This is a genomic window from Phyllobacterium brassicacearum, assembly GCF_003010955.1.
Lineage (GTDB): Bacteria > Pseudomonadota > Alphaproteobacteria > Rhizobiales > Rhizobiaceae > Phyllobacterium > Phyllobacterium brassicacearum.
Genome location: NZ_PGGO01000014.1, coordinates 94,289 through 115,362 on the forward strand (window position 1 = coordinate 94,289; position 21,074 = coordinate 115,362).

Consider the following 21,074-nt stretch of genomic DNA (forward strand, 5'->3'; position numbering starts at 1 on the left):
TCGGCAGGAGAAGCATGATGATCATTCGTGCGGCCAAGCTGCGGGACATGTTGGAATGCGCGGAGATCGTCAATGACTGGATCGATGCGACGAAATGGATGCCACGTATTCACCCTCGAGATGTGGTTACCGATCATTACCGTGATACCGTATTTACGAGGCTGGAGGTTTTCGTCGCCGAGCGCGGTGAATGTATTGCCGGGATGGTTGCGCTGTCGCCCGACAATATGGTCAGCGCTCTGTATGTTCATCCCGACCATCGCGGCAAGGGCATTGGCAAAGCCTTGCTCGATCATGCGAAGCGCGAGGCGACCGGCTCGATCGAGCTTTGGACCTTCGTTGCCAATCGCGGTGCACAGGCATTCTACCTGCGAGAGGGTTTCATCGAAATCCGGCGGTCGGACGGCGACAATGAAGAGAAACTGCCGGACATTCTGTACCGCTGGGAGCGGGACGATAGAGGGATGAAGCCATGAACTTCATCCGCAACAGCGTCGTTCCGGTCGGTACTGTTCTGCTCGTCATTCTCGTACTGTGGTACGCGTTTGCCGTCATTCTGAATGCTCCGTTCGAGCGGGATCAGGCAGCGCGGGCAGGGACGACGATATCGACCAGTCAGCTGATCACCAACACGATGAAACAGGAGCGTCCGGTCCTTCCGGCGCCGCACCAAGTGGCGGAAGAAATCCGCAAGACCGTCTTCGACATCAGTCCGACATCGAAGCGCAGCCTTGTCTATCACGGTTGGGTGACGCTTTCTTCAACCCTGCTCGGATTTGCTCTCGGTACGCTGCTCGGCATTCTGTTGGCGATTGCCATTGTTCATTCGCGTACTCTGGACAAGAGCCTGATGCCTTGGATCATCACGTCGCAAACCGTGCCGATCCTTGCCATCGCACCGATGATCATCGTCGTGCTGAACGCCGTCAACATCACCGGCTTGCTGCCAAAAGCGATGATCTCGACATACCTGTCGTTCTTCCCTGTCGCAGTCGGCATGGTAAAGGGTCTGCGCTCGCCGGAGATCATGCACCTCGACCTAATGCGGACCTACAATGCTTCCAAGGCGCAGGTGTTCTGGAAATTGCGCTGGCCGGCGTCGATGCCCTATTTATTCACGTCGATGAAGATCGCGGTGGCAATCAGCCTTGTCGGCGCCATTGTTGGTGAGTTGCCGACGGGTGCTGTGGCGGGCATTGGAGCGCGCCTCCTGGCTGGTTCCTATTATGGCCAGACCGTACAGATCTGGGCAGCGCTGATTGCGGCGGCGTTGATGGCGGCGGTGCTTGTCAGCCTGATCGGGCTGATCGCGAATTTGGTCAACCGGCGCATGGGGGTGCGGACATGAGGCGCTCGCCACTCGCCGTTGTCGCCTTCGCACTGGCAGCCGCCTCGCTTGTGCTGCCAACCGGTGCGGATGGCCCCGGTTTCCTTTTCTTTTCTGCTCCCGCGATAGTGTTCGCGGCAGCCGCTGTAGCATTGTTCGTACCACCTTCAAGAGCCTCTTTGATCGCTTTGCTCATCCTGGTTCATGTCGCTGCCTTCTGCCTGATCGGACTGCTGGGCGCTTTTGCGACAAGTGGCCCGGCCATCGGCTACTGGTGCTCGGTGATCGGAGCGTGGCTGCTGGCCTGGCTCGCCGTGCAACGACTTGCGGCCTTGCGCTTTAAGTCGCCTAATATGCAGCGGCTCTCCAATCTCGCTTTGCCCGTGCTGTTTGGTGCATGGCTGCTCATTCTCTGGGAGATCATTGTCCGCGGTTTTGGCGTGCCAACAATCCTGTTGCCGCCACCCTCGATGATCGCTGCGCGCATCGCCGCGTCTATACCAACGCTCTGGGCTGATTTCCAGCAGACCTTCCTCAAGGCGGCCATTGCCGGCTATGCCATCGGTTGCGGTTCCGGCTTCATCGCAGCCATCGTCGTCGACCGCGTGCCGTTCCTGCGCAAGGGCCTGCTGCCGATAGGAAACCTCGTCGCCGCGCTGCCTGTTGTCGGCATCGCACCGATCATGGTCATGTGGTTCGGCTCTTATTGGGAATCGAAAGCTGCCGTTGTCGTCATCATGACCTTTTTCCCCATGCTGGTGAACACGGTGGCGGGGCTTGCCGCGTCGGGCGCCATGGAGCGCGACCTGATGCGCACCTATGGTTCAACCTATATCCAGACGCTGCTGAAGCTTCGGCTGCCCGCAGCGATGCCCTTCATCTTCAATGCACTGAAGATCAACTCAACCCTGGCGCTCATCGGGGCGATTGTCGCCGAGTTCTTCGGCTCACCCATCGTCGGTATGGGGTTTCGCATATCGATGGAGGTCGGACGCATGAATGTCGACATGGTCTGGGCCGAAATCTTCGTCGCGGCGCTGGCCGGGTCCCTGTCCTACGGGCTGATTACTCTCATTGAGAGGGCGGTCACCTTCTGGCATCCTTCCTACCGAACATAAAAAAGAACAGAGGAGAACTAAAAACATGAAGAAGACCATTGCACTCACTCTTGCCGCCGCAGCCACCCTCATGGCGGGTTCTGCCCTGGCCGCTGACAAGTTGGTGCTGCAGCTCAAATGGGTCACGCAGGGCCAGTTTGCTGGCTACTACGTGGCCAAGGATAAAGGTTTCTACGAAGAAGCGGGCCTTGATGTTGAGATCAAGCCGGGTGGCCCTGATGTCGCCCCGCCGCAAGTCATCGCCGGTGGCGGAGCTGATGTGGTGATCGACTGGATGCCGTCAGCGCTAGCAACACGCGAGAAGGGCCTCCCTCTGGTCAATATCGCCCAGCCCTTCAAGCGTTCCGGGATGATGCTGACCTGCCGCAAGGAAACCGGCATTGCCAAGCCGGAGGACTTCAAAGGCAAGACGCTTGGCGTCTGGTTCGGCGGCAATGAATATCCGTTCCTGTCCTGGATGAACCATCTTGGCCTCAAGACCGATGGTGGGCCGAATGGCGTGACGGTGCTCAAGCAGGGTTTCAACGTCGATCCGCTGATCCAGAAACAGGCCGACTGCATCTCGACGATGACCTACAATGAATATTGGCAGGTGATCGATGCGGGCATCCCCGAGGATCAACTGGTGACGTTCAAGTATGAAGACGAGGGTGTCGCGACCCTGGAAGACGGGCTCTATGTGCTTCAGAAGAGCCTCGACGATCCAAAGATGGTCGACAAGCTTGCCCGTTTCGTGAAGGCTTCGATGAAGGGCTGGGATTACACCCGTGCCAATCCGGACGAAGCAGCGACCATCGTGCTTGATAACGACGCCAGCGGGGCGCAGACCGAAAAGCACCAGAAGCGTATGGTCGGCGAAATCAACAAGTTGACGGAAGGCTCAACCGGTGTTCTGGACGTCGCGGCAGCAGATCGAACGGTGGAAACGCTGCTCGGCGGCGGTTCGGATCCCGTCATCACCAAGAAGCCGGAAGGTGCGTGGACGACCAAGATCACCGACGCGGCGAAATAAGTCGGTCTCTATAAGAGAAAGGCGGGGGTTCGAACCCCCGCCTTTCTTCATTTTACTAAAGCTGCGAGCTCAGCTCCATTCATCCGGTATCTGCCGTACCGCACCCTTGGCAGCACTTGTCGCCATGGCACCATAGGCGCGCAGGGCAGTGGTAACCTTACGCTTACGTTTTTCAGCCGGTTTCCACGCCGCGGAGCCGTTGGCTTCCATCTGAGCCCGTCGATCAGCGAGGACAGCATCGTCGACGGCAAGGTGGATCTTACGGTTGGGAATGTCGATATCGATGATATCGCCTTCCTCGACGAGGCCGATCAGACCACCTTCCGCCGCCTCGGGCGATACATGGCCGATGGAGAGACCAGACGAACCACCGGAGAAGCGGCCGTCGGTGATCAGGGCGCAGGCCTTGCCGAGACCTTTGGACTTCAGGTAGCTCGTTGGATACAGCATTTCCTGCATGCCCGGCCCGCCACGCGGGCCTTCATAGCGGATCAACACAATATCGCCCGGTTGGATAGCCCCATTGAGAATACCCAGAACCGCGCTGTCCTGACTCTCGAAGATGCGGGCGGGGCCAGAGAACTTCAGAATGGATTCGTCCACACCGGCCGTTTTGACGATGCAACCGTCCTCGGCGAGATTGCCATAAAGCACGGCCAGCCCACCGTCCTTGGAATAGGCGTGTTCCGCATTGCGGATGACGCCCTTCTCGCGGTCGAGGTCGACATCGGCGAAGCGGCGTTCCTGGCTGAACGCAACCTGGGTCGGCACGCCGCCAGGCGCCGCCATGAAGAAATCATGCACGGATTTATTCTTGGTTCGAACCACATCCCAGCGGTCGAGGGCCGCGCCAAGATTGGCCGAATGCACCGAATAGACCGACGTGTCGATGAGCCCGGCACGATCCAGCTCGCCGAGAATGCCCATGATACCACCGGCGTGATGCACATCTTCCATGTGCACATTGGCAACCGCAGGGGCGACTTTGCACAGGACCGGCACGCGGCGGGACAAGCGGTCGATATCGCTCATGGTGAAGTCGACCTCGCCTTCATGCGCGGCTGCAAGCAGATGCAGAACCGTGTTCGTCGAGCCACCCATGGCAATGTCGAGGGTCATCGCGTTCTCGAATGCCGCAAAGGAAGCAATTGAGCGCGGCAGGACCGTATCGTCGTCCTGTTCGTAGTACCGGCGGGCGAGATCGACCACGAGATGACCAGCCTCGACAAAAAGGCGGCGACGATCGGCGTGGGTTGCCAGCGTCGAACCATTGCCTGGCAGTGAGAGGCCGAGCGCTTCAGTCAGGCAGTTCATCGAGTTTGCCGTGAACATGCCGGAACACGATCCGCAGGTCGGGCAGGCCGAGCGCTCGATGACCTTTACTTCTTCGTCCGAGATCCGGTCATCGGCTGCCGCCACCATGGCATCGACCAGATCCAACTTCTTTTCCTTGTCCTCCCAGACGACCTTTCCGGCTTCCATCGGGCCACCGGAAACGAAGACAACCGGGATATTCAGCCGCAGTGCCGCCATCAGCATGCCGGGGGTGATCTTGTCGCAATTGGAAATACAAACCATCGCATCGGCGCAATGTGCATTGACCATGTACTCGACGCTATCGGCGATGATCTCCCGGCTGGGGAGCGAATACAGCATGCCGTCATGGCCCATGGCGATGCCGTCATCAACGGCAATCGTGTTGAATTCCTTAGCAACGCCGCCAGCACTTTCGATTTCACGCGCCACCAGCTGGCCAAGGTCTTTCAGATGCACGTGGCCCGGAACAAACTGCGTGAACGAATTCACCACAGCTATAATCGGCTTGCCGAAATCCTCGTCCTTCATGCCTGTGGCGCGCCAGAGCCCGCGGGCACCTGCCATGTTGCGGCCATGTGTGGTTGTGCGTGAACGGTAGGGAGGCATTCGCTGGATCCTGATGGTGAATTGCAAGAGAGGCAGCATCTCTACAGAAAAACCGCTTCCATGGCAAAGAATGGAATTTTGTTGCCCGCATGCGGGCTTTCTATTGCATTCATTACATAAGGGACTTCATACCCGCAGGAAACGGGACGGAATGTCTCGGGTTTCAAAATGCCGTGAAGGTCATTGTCGTCAGCGAGCGCGCAATGCCTGAAATGTCGAGGACATTGTCGTTGATGAATTTGCCGATATCCTGGTCTTCGGGAATGTAGATCTTCATCAGAAGGTCGTAGTCGCCGCTGGTCGAATAGAGTTCCGAGACGATCTCGCGTTCGAAAAGCGCAGCTGCCACCTCATAGGTTTTGCCGGGGAAACATTGCAGCTGCAGGAAGACGGGTTTCATGAATTAACTCCACAAGGACAGGTTTATGCCTCGCCAACATAATGGGTTGGACCGTTCTTAGCCAGTTGTTCTCTTCTCGCAACTGCGATATAAGCAGCCCGTTCGCACAGGCTATCTGGGAGAGACCGGTAAAACCGGCGCCGATGGAGCAACCGCCCCGGAAACTCTCAGGCAAAAGGACCAGACAAGCATCGAACATCTGGAGAGTGGCGTGATCAAGCGATTTCGCCCACCGAAGGAGAAAGCCCTGCCCGGTGCTTCACCGGTAACGCCGCCAATGACACGGGTGAGAAACACCCGGCGGGCGCGTGAGGGCCAAACTCTCAGGTCCCGTGACAGATGGGGTTTCGTGCCGTTTTGAACGGCGAAACTGAAACCATGTGTTGCTGAAGGACTGCTGCTGTCATGACCCATATCGCTATTATCGGCGCCGGAATTACCGGCGTTACGACCGCCTATGCGCTTGCCCGTCAGGGCTACGCCGTCACCGTTTTCGACCGCAACCGCTATGCCGCGATGGAAACATCCTTCGCTAACGGCGGCCAGCTTTCGGCATCCAATGCCGAAGTGTGGAACAGCTGGTCGACGGTTCTGAAGGGCATGAAGTGGATGTTGCGCAAGGACGCGCCGCTGCTGATGAACCCAAAACCGTCCTGGCACAAATATTCCTGGATGGCGGAGTTCGTGATGAACATTCCGCACTACGAGAAGAATACTATTGCGACCACGAAGCTGGCCATCGATGCGCGCGAGCGCATGTTCGAGATCGCTGCGGAAGAAAACATCGACTTCGATCTGGAGAAGCGCGGCATCCTCCACATCTACCGTTCGAAATACGGCTACGACCATGCGGTCAAGGTCAACAAGCTTCTCGAAGCTGGAGGCCTTGATCGCCGCGCCGTGACCAATGAGGAAATCCACAATATCGAGCCCTCTCTTGACGGATCATTTTATGGCGGCTTTTTCACCCCTTCGGATTCAACCGGCGATATTCACAAGTTCACCCGCGGCCTCGCCGACGCCTCCGTTCGCCGTGGCGTGCGATTTGTCGGTGATGCCAATGTGCAGACGCTGAAGCACGGTAGGGACGGCGTCGTTGTGTCGTGGAACAAGGCCTCGGCCGCACTGTCGGAGTTCGAGACTGAGCGCTTCGATGCGGTTGTCATTTGTGCCGGCATTGCCAGCCGCAAATTCGCAGCGCAGCTCGGTGACCGGGTCAATATCTATCCGGTCAAGGGCTATTCGATCACCATCAATCTCAACGATGACGCAAGTCAGAAGTCCGCCCCCTGGGTCAGTCTGCTCGACGATGATGCGAAGATCGTCACCAGCCGCCTTGGTGCCGGACGCCTGCGGGTTGCCGGAACAGCCGAATACAACGGCGAGAACCGCGATATCCGCCATGACCGAGTGAAACCGCTGGTCGACTGGAGCCGCGATCTGTTTCCCGGCATGGATACATCCAATGTCGTGCCCTGGGCCGGCCTGCGTCCCATGATGCCGGATATGCTGCCGCGCGTTGGCGGCGGGAAGCGCCCCGGCGTCTTCTATAACACGGGCCATGGGCATCTCGGCTGGACCCTGTCGGCAGCCACTGCGGAGATTGTGGCGGGCCATATCACTGCATCTATGCCGGCCGGCGACAAGCCACAGACCGAATGGCTGGCCGCCGCGGAATAGGCAAACAAAGCAACAGTCTGCCCGGATCCGGGCAGACTGTTGCATGCTCCTAACAAAAAGTGATTGCCGATGTGGCCACGTGAACGGCAATTCTGTGGCCGTACGGCCACAAACGATCGCTTGCGCGTCGCTGCATAGCCGTGGCGGGTTGGCCGGGTTTCCCCACCATGTTATCGTTTTCTTAAGCTCGGGAGGGGAATTTCAGCGATGGCAGGATAGGTTTCTCCGTTCCCGCGGCGTATTTGTGTGTCTTCTTGAGTAGGGAATTTGCTGGTTGATGGACTTGAGGCGCCCACAGGCCAGTTTTTTTGGCGCCGCATTGCTGGCATTTACCGCCCTTGTTTCGCCAGCGCAGGCCTTCGACCTTTTCGGCATTCATCTCTGGGGTGAAAGAAAAGACGCCGAAGCCGATTCGGTTATCGCGGACCCGCACAAATACACGGTTGAAATTGCTCAAGGTGAGAACAAGGAAACGAAGAAGCTCATCGAAGGCGCTTCGAGTCTCGTAGCTGACAAGGACAAGCCAGCGTCGGGCGCGGCTGGTTTGCTCGCCAAGGCGAGAGGCGATTATCGCCACATCCTCGGCGCGCTCTATGCGGACGGCCGTTATGGCGGCACGATCAGCATCAAGGTCGACGGACGAGAAGCAGCCGATATTCCACCCGATGCTACCCTCCCTAACCCGGCAACAGTAACGATCTCTGTCGATCCCGGTCCGCAGTTTCTTTTCGCCACCGCCCGGGTCAAGAATATGGCGCCTCCGCCGGTCGATCCCAAGGATGAGGTTGACAGGCCAGAAAACCAGGGATTTGCGCCCGGTGACGTTGCCCGGTCGACAGCAATTGTGAAGGCCGAACGACTCGCCGTGGATGCGTGGCGCGAACAGGGCCACCCCAAGGCTAGGATCGTCTCGCGTGAGGTGCTCGCCAACCACGACAACAACAGGGTCGATGCAACAATTGAGGTCGATCCAGATCGGCGGGCGGCTTTCGGGCCAGTGCAAGTGACCGGCACAGAGCGCATGGATCCAGAGTTCGTCGCGTTCATCACCGGCCTGCAGCCTGGGGTCGAATATGATCCCGATGAGATCGAGCGTGCCAAGAAGCGCCTGTCGCGCCTTGAAGTCTTCCGATCTGCCCGGATTGAAGAGGCCGATGCCATCACCAATAATGGCCTGTTGCCGATCACCGTTGCTGTCCAGGAACAGAAATTGCGGCGATTTGGTTTGGGCGGCTCCTATTCGACGCTGGATGGCGCCGGGTTCGAGGCCTTCTGGCTACACCGCAACCTGTTTGGCAGGGCGGAGCGGCTGCGCTTTGACGCAAGGATCAGCGGCATCGGAGATCAGTCCTATGATCCGCAGGATTATAGCTACCTGCTTGGCGTCAGCTTCACCAAGCCGGGCGTCTACACACCCGATACCGATTTTATCTCATCGCTTATCGGGGAGCGCAAGGTTCTCGATGCCTACACCCAAACATCGGTCACTGCCGATGCCGGCTTCACTCACACTTTCTCCGATGAACTGATTGGAAAAATCACTGCGAATGTTTCGAAATCGCGCTTTGACGATGATTTCTTTGGCGACCGAGATTTCCTGACCGCCGGCCTGGTGGGGACACTGACCTACGATAGCCGCGACAGCAAGGTCGACCCGTCGCGCGGATTTTTCCTCGAAGGATTGCTGTCGCCGTTCTACGAATTCGAATACGGCAACTTTGCCACCAAGTTCACCGCGGAAGGCCGCACCTATTACAGTCTCGACGTCGACAACCGATACATTCTTGCCGGGCGACTGAAGCTCGGCAGCATCGTCGGTGCCGAGGTGGCTGAACTGCCGCCTGATCAGCTGTTCTTCGCTGGCGGCGGCGGTTCTATTCGCGGCTACGCCTATCGGAATGTTGGCGTGAACGTGACAAGGGATGGCGAGGATTTTGTTATTGGCGGGCGCTCGCTGATCGAGAGTTCCGTGGAGGCGCGTATGCGCATGACGGATACGATAGGTGTCGTTGGCTTTGTCGACGCGGGTTATGTTGGCGAGGAGTCCTTTCCGGATTTTGCCGAGAACATGCGAGTCGGTGTCGGCGCCGGTCTGCGCTATAATACCGGTCTCGGCCCCATCCGACTCGATTTCGCCGTGCCGCTCGATCCGACGGACGACGATCCAGATTTTGCTTTTTACGTTGGCATAGGACAGGCGTTTTGACCCGGATTCTGGCAATCATATTTCTGCTGCTGCTTGCGGCCCCGGCCACTGCACAGGATAGTGCTGAGGCGGAGAAGTCCTATTTCCTGAGCTTCGTTCAAAATCAGCTTTCAACGCCCAATCGCCAGATCGTCATCTCCGACATTCAGGGTGTTCTCTCCTCCGAAGCCAGCATCGGCAGCATCACGGTTGCAGACCGCGAAGGCGTATGGCTCAAGGTCACAAATGCGAAAATCGTCTGGAGCCGCCTCGCCTTGCTGCGCGGTCGCTTGGACGTCAACACGCTGGCTGCCGAGCGAATCGACATTCTGCGTAAGCCACTACCGGATGAAAGTCTTCCCTCTCCTGAAGCCAAAGGGTTCAGCCTGCCGGAATTGCCGTTGGCGGTGATCCTGCAGGATCTGCAGATCGGGCGCATAGCCTTCGGCGATGGTGTCTTCGGCCTTAGATCTGAAATCTCACTGGCGGGCAATTTGCGACTGGAAGGCGGATCGCTCGATTCCAGTCTGCAGGTGCGCCGTCTCGATGGTCCGGGCGGCGAGTTCCAGATCAAGGCTGCCTATGCCAATGAAAGCCAGCAACTCGATCTCGATCTCACGCTGAACGAGCCTGAAAACGGCATTGTTGCCAACCTCCTGAACATCGAAGGCAAGCCACCGGTAACGCTGGCGCTGAAGGGCTCCGGTCCATTGAGTGATCTCGCCTTGCAATTGACCCTCGATGCAGCGGGCAAGCGCGTACTCACCGGCGAAACCCGCCTCGACCGCCAGAGCGACGGACTCCAATTCAACACCACGCTCAATGGCGAGATTGCCGCGCTGATTCCCCCGGTGTTTCGCGACTTCTTCGGCAACGAAACGGCGCTCATCATCAATGGCACGCTGCGCGATGCCGGTGGTGTGGCGCTTGACCGGCTGAACATCAAGAGCAATGCATTGGCTCTTGATGCGACCGGCGAGACCACCAATGATGGCTTCCTGCGTCAGCTGAAAGTCGATGCAACCATCGCCGACCCGACTGGCAAGAAGGTCATCCTTCCCGTCAAGGGTGGCCAAACGACGGTCGACAAGGCAGTTCTTGCTGTCGCTTTCGGCACCAGCAACAACAATGACTGGACCAGCAATATCGAGGTCACCAACCTCACGACCGATAGCTTCGCCGCCAAATCCGTCAACATTCTCGGCAGGGGGCTCGCGGAGAACATCGACAATCCGACGGCCCGCTCGCTCACCTATGATGTCAACGGCGACGTTTCCGGCATCACTGCCAAGCGGGCAGATATCGCCGAGGCCCTGGGCGAAGTGATTCAGCTCAAGATCAACGGCGACTGGAAGGCCGGAGCCCCGGTCAATCTCAGGCAGGCGCTTGTCGCCGCGAATGGGTTCAGCGCGGCGCTGGCCGGTACGATCAATGACTTCGCCTATCGCGGCGATATCCTCGTCAAGGCGTCCAGCATCGCACCATTCTCGGCGCTGGCCGGGCGCGAACTTGCCGGCTCGATCGATCTCAAGGCCAATGGTCTTGTTGAAGCGCTGACGGGCGGTTTCGATCTGATGCTGGATGGACACACCACCGGGATGCAACTCGGCATCGAGGCCGCCGACAAGGTGCTTGCCGGCGAGACCCGCATCACTGGTGGTCTCGCCCGCGGTGAAGCCGGGCTCAGCGCCAAGGACTTCAAGGTCGAAAATCCGCAGACGCTCGTGACTGCCAACGGTACCTTTGCCAGCGGCGCGGCGAACTTCGATTTTGGCCTCGATCTGACCGACCTTGCCTTGCTCTCCGAGAAGGCCGGAGGCGCGCTCAAGGTAAAAGGCAGCGCCCGCGGCCAGGACAATATCATCGCTCTCGCTTTCAATGCGGGCGTTCCCGAGGGCACGTTGTCGGGCCGAAAACTGACTCAGGGAGATCTGACCTTCAATGGCACGCTCTACAAGGGTATCGTCGATGGCAAAGTCTCCGGCCTTGCCCTCCTCGATGGCATCCGTGCAGATCTCGCGACGGAGATTGCGCTGCACAAGGACGAGAAGCGTCTCAGCAACGTGTCGTTCATTGCGGGTGGTACGCGGCTGCGCGGCGATGTGACCCAGAACAAGAAGGGTCTCCTCCAGGGCAACCTCACGCTGGCCTCCAGCGATGTGTCGACGGCGGCCGCGCTGTTCCTCGTCGAAGCAACCGGCAAGGCAGACGCCACCATTGCGCTGACCCACGATGAAGAGAAACAGAATGTCGATATCAATGGCCAGATCGACGGCCTGAAGGCAAATGACATCGTCGTTGGCAAGGCGGCAATTGCGCTGGCGGCGCAGGACATTTTCAGGGTCCCGTCGGCCAATGGTTCCGTCACTGCCTCCAATGTGTCGGCAGCTGGGATCGACGTGAACAATCTCGATGCGCAGGCGACTCAGGACGGAAAGACCACCATTTTCACGATGAGCGCCGGCTTGAAGAATGGCGCAAGAACGTTGGTTGGAGGTTCGCTGCAGCCCACGGACGCCGGATATCGCCTGTCGCTGGCCAATGCCGACCTGACTCGCGGCGCGTTAGCCGCCCGGCTGGTGCAGCCGGCTACCATTGATGTTGCGGGCAGCAATTTCTCGCTCAGTGATATCATTCTCGACGTTGGCCAAGGCAGAGTCACGGTCAGTGGCGAAGTGGCCGAAACGCTCAATCTCGCTGTTGCCATCCAGAAGCTGCCGCTCGACATAGCCAATACGATCAAGCCGGACCTCGGTCTCGGCGGCGAGGTCAACGGCACGGCCAAAATCGGCGGTACGCGGCAGAAGCCGGATGTAAATTTCGACGTGCAAGCCCGCGCGATCACCGCCGCCGCGCTGAAGCAGGTAGGACTTGATGCACTCAATCTCGATGCGAAGGGTACGTCCACCACCGACCTGCTCAACATCGACGCGCATTTGACCGGTGCGGGCGGTCTCGATGCCTCTGCAAGGGGGGCAGTGCCATTGGCGCAGGGCCAGCTCGGTGTCGATTTCGAGCTCAGAAGTTTTCCGCTCACCGCACTCAACGGTGTCGTCAAGGGCCAGAACCTTGCCGGGAACATCTCGGGCAGGGGCCGGGTCACAGGCACGTTGCAAAGACCCAATGCCGAGTTCGACCTGAAAGGCACCGGTCTGTCCGCACGGCCGCTTCAGGAAGCTGGGCTCGCTCCATTGCAGCTCGCGGCTGCGGGCCGCTTTGTCAACAACACGCTGTCGCTTTCCTCCGCCAAAGTGGATGGGCCGCAAGGATTCACAGTATCCGCCAATGGCAATGTTCCCGTGTCCGGCACGGGTCTCGGCATCAATGTTACGGGCAAAATTCCACTGTCGCTTGCCAACCGTTTCCTTGCCGATCGTGGCACACAGGCAAGAGGAATGATCGATGTGAACGCTTCGGTCACTGGAAATTTCGCAAAGCCGCAGATTAGCGGCACGTTCTCGGCCAATGGTGCGGAGGTGATCGACCCGGAAGCCAACATAAGGTTACAGCGCATCACGTTGCTCGGAAGTATGGAGGGCACCACTGTTACCATCCGGACGCTGAACGCCGCGCTCTCGACGGGCGGTACCATCAGTGCAACCGGTACTATCTCCACCGATGCGGCGGCCAATTTCCCGGCAAACATCGATATCCGGCTCGACAGGGCGCGTTATGCCGATGGCAATCTGGTCGTCGCCACTGTCACAGGCGCGCTTGCAGTCAAGGGCCCCCTGACCCGCGATCCTGTCATCTCCGGCAACATCAACATCGACCGGGCCGAAATCACCGTTCCGGAAAGCTTTGGCGGTTCGTCAGCAGTGATCGACGTCAAGCACAAGGATCCCTCAAAAGCCGTTGCACAGACGCTCAAACGCGCCAAGGCAGATCAACCCGCAGTGGCAACCCCGACAGCCCGTCCCAGCGTGGTGCGCCTCGACATCAATATCACAGCGCCCACCAAGATCTTCATCCGGGGTCGCGGTCTTGATGCCGAAATCGGCGGATCCGTGCGTATCACCGGTCCGGCAACGAACGTCCAGCCGGTCGGAGCATTCGACCTCATCCGCGGTCGCCTCGGAATTCTCGGCCAGCGCATCACCTTCACCGAGGGGCAGGTGACACTGGTCGGCGATCTTGATCCCGAACTCAATTTCCTCGCCAGTACGCAAGGAACCGACATAACCGTGAACGTTGCAGTAAGGGGGCGCGTTTCGGATCTGCAGATCACCTTCTCGTCGCAGCCAGAACTGCCGCAGGACGAGGTCATGGCACGGCTGATCTTCAATCGCTCGATCAGTGAATTGTCGCCGCTGCAGGTGGCCCGGCTTGCCGCCGCTGCTGCGGAATTGGCAGGGGGCTCGAATTCCTCACTGCTCGACAGTCTTCGCAAGAGTACGGGCCTCGACGATCTGGATGTCGTGACGGACAGCGAGGGCAATGCAGGTGTGCGTGCCGGCCGCTATATCCGCGACAACGTCTATCTTGGAGTGGAAGCCGGCGCTGCCGGCAAGACCAAGGGCACGATCAATCTCGATATCACACCAAATCTCAAGGCCAAGGGCTCGGTCGGCAGCGACGGCGATTCCGGGGGCGGGCTTTTCTTCGAGAAAGACTACTGATTGGTAGTCCGGCTCAGCAGACTTAACCCAGCACGACCTCCTGCCTCTGCTCGCCCAGCCCTTCGATGCCAAGTGTGATCACATCACCAGCTTTGAGAAAGACGTTCGGCTTCTGGCCGAGACCAACACCGGGCGGCGTCCCGGTTGAGATGATATCACCAGGATGCAGGCTCATGAACTGCGAGAGATAGGAAACGAGGAACTTGACCCCGTAAACCATGGTTGCAGATGAACCGTTCTGGTAGCGATGGCCATTGACTTCGAGCCACATCTTCAGATTTTGCGGGTCCTCGATCTCGTCCTTGGTTACGAGCCATGGCCCGGTTGGCCCAAACGTGTCACAGCTCTTGCCCTTGGTCCACTGGCCCTGACGTTCTGCCTGAAATGCACGCTCGGACACATCGTTGACCAGACAATAGCCGGCTACATAATCAAGGGCCTCATCTTCGCTGACATATTTTGCGTGCTTGCCGATAACCACGCCAAGCTCGACTTCCCAGTCGGTCTTGAGTGACCCCCGCGGTATTTCGACATTGTCATTCGGCCCGACGATTGCCGACGTTGCCTTCATGAAGATGATGGGCTCCGGTGGTACCTTGGCACCGGTTTCCGCCGCATGATCGGAATAGTTGAGGCCGATGCAGATAAATTTGCCCGTTCCCGCAACGCATGGCCCATAGCGACTGATCTCGGCCAGCGGCAGAGAAGCGGCGTCGATCGCCGCAATCTTCCTGAGCCCTTCCGGAGAAATTGCATCACCGGCGATGTCTTTCACATGGCCGGACAGATCGCGGATCTTGCCATCCATGTCCACAAGACCGGGCTTTTCGTGCCCGGCAGGACCATAGCGTACGAGCTTCATGGGGTAACCTTTCTAGCTTGGGATCAGTATGTTGCGCGGCCGCCCGAAATGTCGAAGACGGCGCCGGTCGTGAACGAGCATTCCTCGCTGGCAATCCAGGTTATCAGCGCCGCCAGTTCCTCGACCTTGCCGAAACGCTGCATGGGTATTTTCGACAGCATGTAGTCGATAAAGTTCTGCTGCAGTTGTTTCAGGATCGGTGTTTCTACAGTAGCCGGGGTGATCGCATTGACGGTGATGCCGTCATGAACCAATTCCTTGCCAAGCGATTTGGTGAGGCCGATCACTGCCGCCTTCGACGCACTGTAGGCAGACGCGTTGGGATTGCCCTCCTTGCCGGCAATCGACGCGACATTGACGATACGGCCATAGCCGCTCTTCTGCATGATCGGTACAACGAAGCGGTTGCAATAGAACAAGCCATGGAGATTGATGTCGAAGACGCGTTTCCACTCGTCAATCGGGTAGTCGGCGACCTTGGCATTGGGACCGGTGATCCCTGCCGAACAGACAAGCACGTCAATCTTGCCGTATGCCTTTGCCGTCTCCTGCGCAGCCCTTGCCACCTGGTCGGGATCGGCAACGTCGAGTCTCACGCCGTGAGCTGCGTCGCCGAGTGCATTCTTCGCCTCGTCGATCTTCGCAGCGTCAACGTCCCAGATGCTGACCGTGCCGCCTTCCGACACGATCCGCTCTGCCGTCTTGAAGCCGATACCAGAGGCGCCACCGGTAATGACCGCGTGCCGCCCCTCATAGCGCCTGATCGAGTTCGCCATGCTGTTTCCGTTCCTCCCTTGGACAGATCAGTGATTGTCGCGCGGCAATCCCTTCGTCTGGGCGATGCGCTGGAAGTCGACGGCGGGTTTTAGAACCATGCCCTCGTCCAGCTGGCCGACCATGGCACGTTGGATTTCCTGCCAAGGCGTCTGGCTCGCTGGATACTTGTACCCGCCGCCCGCCTTCAGATCGTCCTTGCGCTTCTGCAATTCTTCGTCATCGATCAGAATATTGGCCGTGCCCTTGTTGAGGTCGATGCGCAGGTGGTCGCCAGACCGCACAAGTGCCAGACCGCCACCCGCCGCGGCTTCAGGGGACGCATTGAGAATGGAAGGCGAGCCGGATGTGCCCGACTGGCGCCCGTCACCGAGACAGGGCAATGCGCGAATACCCTTCTTCAGCAAATATGCAGGCGGCTGCATGTTGACGACTTCCGCCGCACCAGGATAGCCGATCGGGCCCGTGCCACGCATGATCAGGATGCTGTTTTCATCAAGAGCAAGCTTGGGATCGTCGATGCGGTGATGATAGTCTTCCGGTCCATCGAACACTTCCGCAATGCCTTCGAACGCTTCGGGGTCTTCCGGATTGGAGAGATAGCGTTCACGGAACTCCTCGGAGATCACGCTGGTCTTCATGATGGCACTGTCGAAGAGATTGCCCTTCAGATTGATGAAACCCGCCTTTTTCTTCAACGGCGCATCGTAAGGTTTGATGACGTCGGTGTTGAGGTTTTCAGCGTTCTCGCAGTTGGCTCCGATGCTCTTGCCGTTGACGGTGACAGCACCCGGATGCGGTAGTCTACCCGCTTTCAACAACTCGGCGACAACGGCTGGGACACCGCCCGCCCGATGGTAATCCTCACCGAGATACTCGCCCGCCGGCTGCAGATTGACCAGCAGCGGCACGTCGTGGCCGATCGCCTGCCAGTCGTCATTATCGAGCGGGATATTGAGATGGCGAGCGATGGCGTTCAAATGGATAGGCGCATTGGTCGAGCCGCCGATTGCCGAGTTAATGACGATGGCGTTCTCGAATGCCTGCCGCGTCATGATATCCGAGGGCTTGAGATCCTCGCGCACCATGTCGACGATGCGCTTGCCGGTATCATAGGCCGTCTGTCCGCGCTCGCGATACGGTGCGGGGATGGCCGCGCCGCCGGGGAGTTCCATGCCGAGGGCTTCAGCCAGAGAGTTCATCGTCGTTGCCGTGCCCATTGTATTGCAATAGCCGACCGAGGGAGCGGAGGAGGCAACGATATCCATGAATTGATCGTAGTTGATCTCGCCGGAGGACAGCTTCTCGCGCGATTTCCACACGATCGTGCCGGAGCCGGTGCGCTCACCGCGATGCCAGCCATTGAGCATCGGGCCGACCGAAAGCGCGATCGCCGGTATATTGACGGTTGCCGCACCCATCAGCATCGCAGGGGTTGTCTTGTCGCAACCGATGGTCAGCACAACGCCGTCGAGCGGATAGCCGAACAAAACCTCCACGAGGCCGAGATAGGCAAGGTTGCGGTCGAGCGCGGCGCCGGGGCGCTTGCCGGTTTCCTGAATGGGGTGCACCGGGAACTCGAAGGGGATGCCCCCTGCCGCCACGATGCCGTCGCGCACGCGTTTGGCAAGCTCAATATGGTGGCGGTTGCATGGCGAAAGATCAGAGCCGGTCTGGGCAATGCCGATAATGGGTTTGCCTGACTGCAGCTCCTCGCGGGTCAGTCCGTAATTCAGATAGCGCTCCAGATAGAGTGCCGTCATCCCCGGATTGTCGGGATTGTCCCACCATTCCTGCGAACGGAGTTTTTTCGGGGATTTGTTCGTTGTCATTTGAAAGCGGCTCCAGCTATTCCTTGACCGCGCCGGTCATGGAAGAAACGTAATAATCGACAAAGAACGAGTAGAGGATGACGACGGGCAAGGACCCGAACAGTGCGCCTGCCATCAGTGAACCCCACTCGAAAACATCTCCTCGTACCAGCTCCGTCAGGACACCGACCGGGACAGTCTTGTTTTCCGAGGATTGGATGAAGGTCAGTGCATAGATGAACTCATTCCACGATAAAGTGAAGGCAAAAATACCTGCCGAGATCAATCCTGGCACCGCCAGCGGCAATATGACCCTGATGAGGATTTGCCAGCGTGACGCACCATCGACGAGGGCACTTTCCTCGAGCTCGAACGGGATCGAGCGGAAGTAGCCCATCAATAGCCAGGTGCAGAACGGAATGAGGAATGTCGGGTAGGTGAAGATCAGCGCCAGCTTGCTGTCATACATGCCGAATTTGAAGACGATCACTGCGAGCGGAATGAACAGGATCGAGGGAGGCACGAGATAGGCAAGAAAGATCAGGAGACCCACTGGACGCGATCCAGAAAAACGCACGCGCTCGATGGCATAGGCGGCAAACACCGACGCCGCCAGCGACAATACGGTCGCACAGACTGCAACAACCACGGTGTTCCACAGCCAGCCCGGATATGAGGTCTCGAACAGGAGATACTTGATATGGTCGAGTGTGGGCCCGACGACCCAGAACGGGCTGTAATTGTTGTAGTCAGTCAGCTGTGAGTTCGGCTTCACCGCCGTGATAGCCATCCAGTAAAACGGAAACAGCAGCACAAAGACGAAGACGGCGAGTGGCAGGTAAAGGACAACGATCCGCCGTGGCAGGCGATTGAGATAGCTCATGCCCTGGACGTCGTCGGTAAGCGGCTGAACGGTGGTCTGTTCGGATATGCTCATGATTTGCGCTCCTTAATCCTGTCCGCCCTGTTGCCATTTGCGGCGTTGCAGGCCGAAGAATGAGAACAGGATCGACGCCAGCAGGAAGGGGATCATGGCGACGGCGATCGCCGCGCCTTCGCCGAGCTGACCACCCGGAATGCCGCGCTGGAACGACAGCGTCGCCATCAAATGGGTCGCATTGACCGGCCCGCCCTTGGTCAGAACGTAGATCAGCTGGAAGTCGGTGAAGGTGAACAGCACCGAAAATGTCATGACCACGGCGATGATGGGCGTCAGCATTGGCAGGGTGATGAAGCGGAACCGCTGCCAGCCGGTCGCGCCGTCCAACGATGCTGCCTCATGCAGCGACTGCGGGATTGTCTGAAGGCCGGCGAGCAGCGAGATCGCGACAAAGGGAATGCCGCGCCAGACATTGGCTGCGATCACCGAAGCGCGCGCATTGTTGGGATCGCCGAGGAAGTTGATGGGGCCGCTGATCCAGCCGAGTTTCATCAAGGACCAGGAGATGATCGAGAACTGCGCATCATAGATCCACCAGAAGGCAAGGGCGGACAGCACCGTCGGAACCACCCAGGGAAGGAGAATAATGGCGCGGAAGAAGGACTTGAACGGCAGGTGCTCATTGAGAATGAGCGCGAGCCACAGACCGAGGATAAATTTGAGGATCGAGGCTATCAGTGTGTAGAAGATCGTATTCGAAACCGCCATCCAGAATACGGAATCGCGGGCCAGCGCCTCGTAGTTCTCGAGCCCGATGAAGAAGCCATCCCTGCCGATCGTGGCGTCGGTAAAGCCGAGCCAGACTCCGAGGCCAAGCGGATAGGTCAGGAAGCACAGCAGAAACACCGCCGCCGGCAGCATGAAGAACAGGCCGACAGCAGTATTGCTTCGGGCGATAGCACCGAAAGCCGAACTTTGTTTCGCGGGCGCCGTCATTGTCATCGGATGTCCCTTTCCTCATCTGCGCCTGAATGGCCTTCCGTTGCCTGACAGCGGAAGGCCCTTTCCTTGACTAGACTGCGTAGTAGCGATTGGCCCGCTTTTCGGCCTGGGCAATCGCGTCTTCCGCCGTCATCTGGCCCGTCACCGCAGTGGCATACATGTCGACCAGAACATAGTCGGCCATCACACCGGCTGAAGCGGCTCCGAGTGGTCCCGCGTAGCCGTTCGGGCGCAGCGTTTCCGAGGCCTTGGCATAGGCGGCATGGATGGGGTTAGACGTCCACACCGGATTGGAGGCAAAGGCCTTCAAGGGCTGGCAGCAATAGGCGCTGGCGCCTTCAATCCACGCATTTATGTTATCAGCCTGATACATGAACTGCAGGTAAGCCTTGGCGGCCTCCGGATACTTCGTGTGCTTGAAGATGGAGATCGTCGATGTCTGGTGCAGTTCGACCGACTGTCCGACCGGTCCGATCGGCAGGTTCGTCGAACGCATGTCCTCGGCAATCGCCTTCATTGCGGGATCCTTCACGGCGGCGTAGTAGACCGAGACGCCGTTGGCGGTCAGCGACACCTGTCCGGCCAGGAATGCGCGGTTGTTGTTGACGTCCTGCCAGCTTTCCGTGCCCGGAATGAAAGTCTTGTACAGCTCTTGCGCGTATTTGACCGAGGCCAGCGTCTCCGGGCTGTTGATGACGACCTTGCCGCTCTCGTCAACCATTTTGCCGCCATGGCTCCACAGCAGCCAGTGCGCGTAGTTGTTGCCATCACCCACTGCCTTACCATGCGGGAAACCGGCGGGTGTGCCCTTTGCCTGCATTGCCTTGCACAGTTCCAGGAAGCCAGCGGTATCTTTCGGGAACTCGCTGAACCCGGCAGCCTTCATGTGGCTATCGCGATAGACAATCGCATTGCCGATGGCGCAAAGCGGCACGGCGATGAATTTGCCATCACGTTTCGCATAGCCCTCGAGACCGGGATACCATCCGCCGTTTGCCGTGCCGAGATATTCACCGAGTTCGGTGACATCCACGAGCTTGTCCGGATATTGCTGCGGATCGTCGAACCAGCTCATGACCATGTCCGGGCCCGAGCCGACATTGGCGGCCACAGCGGCCTTCGGACGAACGTCTTCCCAGCTTTCCTTGTCAATGCGCACCTGCACGCCGGTCGCATCGGTGAATTTTTTGGTATTGGCGAGCCATGCCGCCTCCTCGGCCGGGACGAATGGCACCCAGCGCAGCAGGCGAAGGGTTGCACCTTCTTCCGGCTTGTATGCCGGCGCGGATTGGGCGAAGGCAGGGCTGAGGCCGAACCGGTTCAATCCGGCAGCGGCCACGAGACCGGCGGATGCGCCGAGAAGATGTCTTCTATTGATGGTCATTGATACTCCTCCTGGGTTTCCATGGACATATGGCCATTCAAAACGCTCCCACATTTTGGGCCATGCTGTTCTCGGGGATCTAATGACCGGACCTGCT

15 protein-coding genes and 1 riboswitch are annotated in these 21,074 nt (G+C 58.7%); of the genes, 7 read left to right on the forward strand and 8 right to left on the reverse strand.

All coding sequences use genetic code 11. The features are described 5' to 3' along the window. Positions 1-14 precede the first annotated feature (14 nt). The 4 genes from CU102_RS18320 to CU102_RS18335 are packed head-to-tail and all read left to right on the forward strand — an operon-like array spanning position 15 to position 3,457. Positions 15-476, forward strand: coding sequence for a GNAT family N-acetyltransferase (locus tag CU102_RS18320; protein ID WP_106712595.1), 462 nt, complete (start codon positions 15-17; stop codon positions 474-476). Next, positions 473-1,348 carry an ABC transporter permease gene (locus tag CU102_RS18325; protein ID WP_106712537.1) on the forward strand — a complete coding sequence of 292 codons (876 nt, stop codon included), beginning with the start codon at positions 473-475 and terminating at the stop codon, positions 1,346-1,348. Before CU102_RS18320 ends, CU102_RS18325 begins: the two co-directional genes overlap by 4 nt. After that, positions 1,345-2,445 carry an ABC transporter permease gene (locus tag CU102_RS18330; protein WP_208113818.1) on the forward strand — a complete coding sequence of 367 codons (1,101 nt, stop codon included), beginning with the start codon at positions 1,345-1,347 and terminating at the stop codon, positions 2,443-2,445. The genes CU102_RS18325 and CU102_RS18330 overlap by 4 nt, the downstream gene beginning before the upstream one ends. 25 nt (positions 2,446-2,470) lie before the next feature. Next, complete coding sequence (locus CU102_RS18335) at positions 2,471-3,457, forward strand: ABC transporter substrate-binding protein (RefSeq protein WP_106712538.1); 987 nt, start codon at positions 2,471-2,473, stop codon at positions 3,455-3,457. A gap of 69 nt (positions 3,458-3,526) precedes the next feature. On the opposite strand, the gene ilvD is transcribed toward CU102_RS18335, so the two are convergent. Next, entirely contained in the window at positions 3,527-5,380 is a 1,854-nt protein-coding gene (ilvD, locus tag CU102_RS18340) for a dihydroxy-acid dehydratase (protein ID WP_106712597.1), read from the reverse strand. 163 nt (positions 5,381-5,543) lie between these two features. Then, on the reverse strand, positions 5,544-5,780 hold the full coding sequence (locus CU102_RS18345; RefSeq protein ID WP_106712539.1) for an Lrp/AsnC ligand binding domain-containing protein: 237 nt from the start codon (positions 5,778-5,780) through the stop codon (positions 5,544-5,546). A 106-nt stretch (positions 5,781-5,886) separates the two neighbouring features. Then, positions 5,887-5,973: riboswitch (glycine riboswitch) on the forward strand. A gap of 212 nt (positions 5,974-6,185) precedes the next feature. Between CU102_RS18345 and CU102_RS18350 the strand changes: the two genes are divergently transcribed. The 3 genes from CU102_RS18350 (at position 6,186) to CU102_RS18360 (ending at position 14,264) form a co-directional block, all read left to right on the forward strand. Next, on the forward strand, positions 6,186-7,460 hold the full coding sequence (locus CU102_RS18350; RefSeq protein WP_106712540.1) for a D-amino acid dehydrogenase: 1,275 nt from the start codon (positions 6,186-6,188) through the stop codon (positions 7,458-7,460). A gap of 277 nt (positions 7,461-7,737) precedes the next feature. Continuing rightward, positions 7,738-9,666 carry an autotransporter assembly complex protein TamA gene (locus tag CU102_RS18355; RefSeq protein WP_106712541.1) on the forward strand — a complete coding sequence of 643 codons (1,929 nt, stop codon included), beginning with the start codon at positions 7,738-7,740 and terminating at the stop codon, positions 9,664-9,666. Further along, positions 9,663-14,264: a translocation/assembly module TamB domain-containing protein gene (locus CU102_RS18360; RefSeq protein ID WP_106712542.1), complete on the forward strand. Its 4,602-nt coding sequence runs from the start codon at positions 9,663-9,665 to the stop codon at positions 14,262-14,264. Before CU102_RS18355 ends, CU102_RS18360 begins: the two co-directional genes overlap by 4 nt. Positions 14,265-14,286: 22 nt before the next feature. Here the strand turns inward: CU102_RS18360 and CU102_RS18365 are convergent, their stop codons facing one another. The 6 genes from CU102_RS18365 to CU102_RS18390 form a co-directional block, all read right to left on the reverse strand. After that, positions 14,287-15,126 carry a fumarylacetoacetate hydrolase family protein gene (locus CU102_RS18365; protein WP_106712543.1) on the reverse strand — a complete coding sequence of 280 codons (840 nt, stop codon included), beginning with the start codon at positions 15,124-15,126 and terminating at the stop codon, positions 14,287-14,289. A 23-nt stretch (positions 15,127-15,149) separates the two neighbouring features. Next, complete coding sequence (locus CU102_RS18370) at positions 15,150-15,902, reverse strand: SDR family NAD(P)-dependent oxidoreductase (protein ID WP_106712544.1); 753 nt, start codon at positions 15,900-15,902, stop codon at positions 15,150-15,152. A 27-nt stretch (positions 15,903-15,929) separates the two neighbouring features. Further along, the gene (locus CU102_RS18375) at positions 15,930-17,732 is read right to left on the reverse strand and encodes an IlvD/Edd family dehydratase (RefSeq protein WP_106712545.1); all 1,803 of its coding nucleotides are present in this window, start codon (positions 17,730-17,732) and stop codon (positions 15,930-15,932) included. A gap of 16 nt (positions 17,733-17,748) precedes the next feature. Beyond that, positions 17,749-18,648, reverse strand: coding sequence for a carbohydrate ABC transporter permease (locus CU102_RS18380; protein WP_106712546.1), 900 nt, complete (start codon positions 18,646-18,648; stop codon positions 17,749-17,751). 12 nt (positions 18,649-18,660) lie between these two features. Beyond that, a complete protein-coding gene (locus CU102_RS18385; protein WP_425351571.1) occupies positions 18,661-19,512 on the reverse strand; it encodes a carbohydrate ABC transporter permease in 852 nt (283 codons plus the stop codon). Positions 19,513-19,663: 151 nt separating this feature from the next. Then, positions 19,664-20,977: an ABC transporter substrate-binding protein gene (locus CU102_RS18390; RefSeq protein WP_106712548.1), complete on the reverse strand. Its 1,314-nt coding sequence runs from the start codon at positions 20,975-20,977 to the stop codon at positions 19,664-19,666. Positions 20,978-21,074: the final 97 nt, after the last annotated feature.

Bases quoted from the DNA above. Each gene is read 5' to 3' on its own strand.
- CU102_RS18320 (WP_106712595.1), top strand. From the start codon at position 15: ATGATGATCATTCGTGCGGCCAAGCTGCGGGACATGTTGGAATGCGCG.
- CU102_RS18370 (WP_106712544.1), bottom strand. From the start codon at position 15,902: ATGGCGAACTCGATCAGGCGCTATGAGGGGCGGCACGCGGTCATTACC.
- CU102_RS18375 (WP_106712545.1), bottom strand. From the start codon at position 17,732: ATGACAACGAACAAATCCCCGAAAAAACTCCGTTCGCAGGAATGGTGG.
- CU102_RS18345 (WP_106712539.1), bottom strand. From the start codon at position 5,780: ATGAAACCCGTCTTCCTGCAGCTGCAATGTTTCCCCGGCAAAACCTAT.
- CU102_RS18330 (WP_208113818.1), top strand. From the start codon at position 1,345: ATGAGGCGCTCGCCACTCGCCGTTGTCGCCTTCGCACTGGCAGCCGCC.
- CU102_RS18365 (WP_106712543.1), bottom strand. From the start codon at position 15,126: ATGAAGCTCGTACGCTATGGTCCTGCCGGGCACGAAAAGCCCGGTCTT.
- ilvD (WP_106712597.1), bottom strand. From the start codon at position 5,380: ATGCCTCCCTACCGTTCACGCACAACCACACATGGCCGCAACATGGCA.
- CU102_RS18390 (WP_106712548.1), bottom strand. From the start codon at position 20,977: ATGACCATCAATAGAAGACATCTTCTCGGCGCATCCGCCGGTCTCGTG.
- CU102_RS18380 (WP_106712546.1), bottom strand. From the start codon at position 18,648: ATGAGCATATCCGAACAGACCACCGTTCAGCCGCTTACCGACGACGTC.
- CU102_RS18325 (WP_106712537.1), top strand. From the start codon at position 473: ATGAACTTCATCCGCAACAGCGTCGTTCCGGTCGGTACTGTTCTGCTC.
- CU102_RS18355 (WP_106712541.1), top strand. From the start codon at position 7,738: ATGGACTTGAGGCGCCCACAGGCCAGTTTTTTTGGCGCCGCATTGCTG.
- CU102_RS18350 (WP_106712540.1), top strand. From the start codon at position 6,186: ATGACCCATATCGCTATTATCGGCGCCGGAATTACCGGCGTTACGACC.
- CU102_RS18335 (WP_106712538.1), top strand. From the start codon at position 2,471: ATGAAGAAGACCATTGCACTCACTCTTGCCGCCGCAGCCACCCTCATG.
- CU102_RS18385 (WP_425351571.1), bottom strand. From the start codon at position 19,512: ATGCTGCCGGCGGCGGTGTTTCTGCTGTGCTTCCTGACCTATCCGCTT.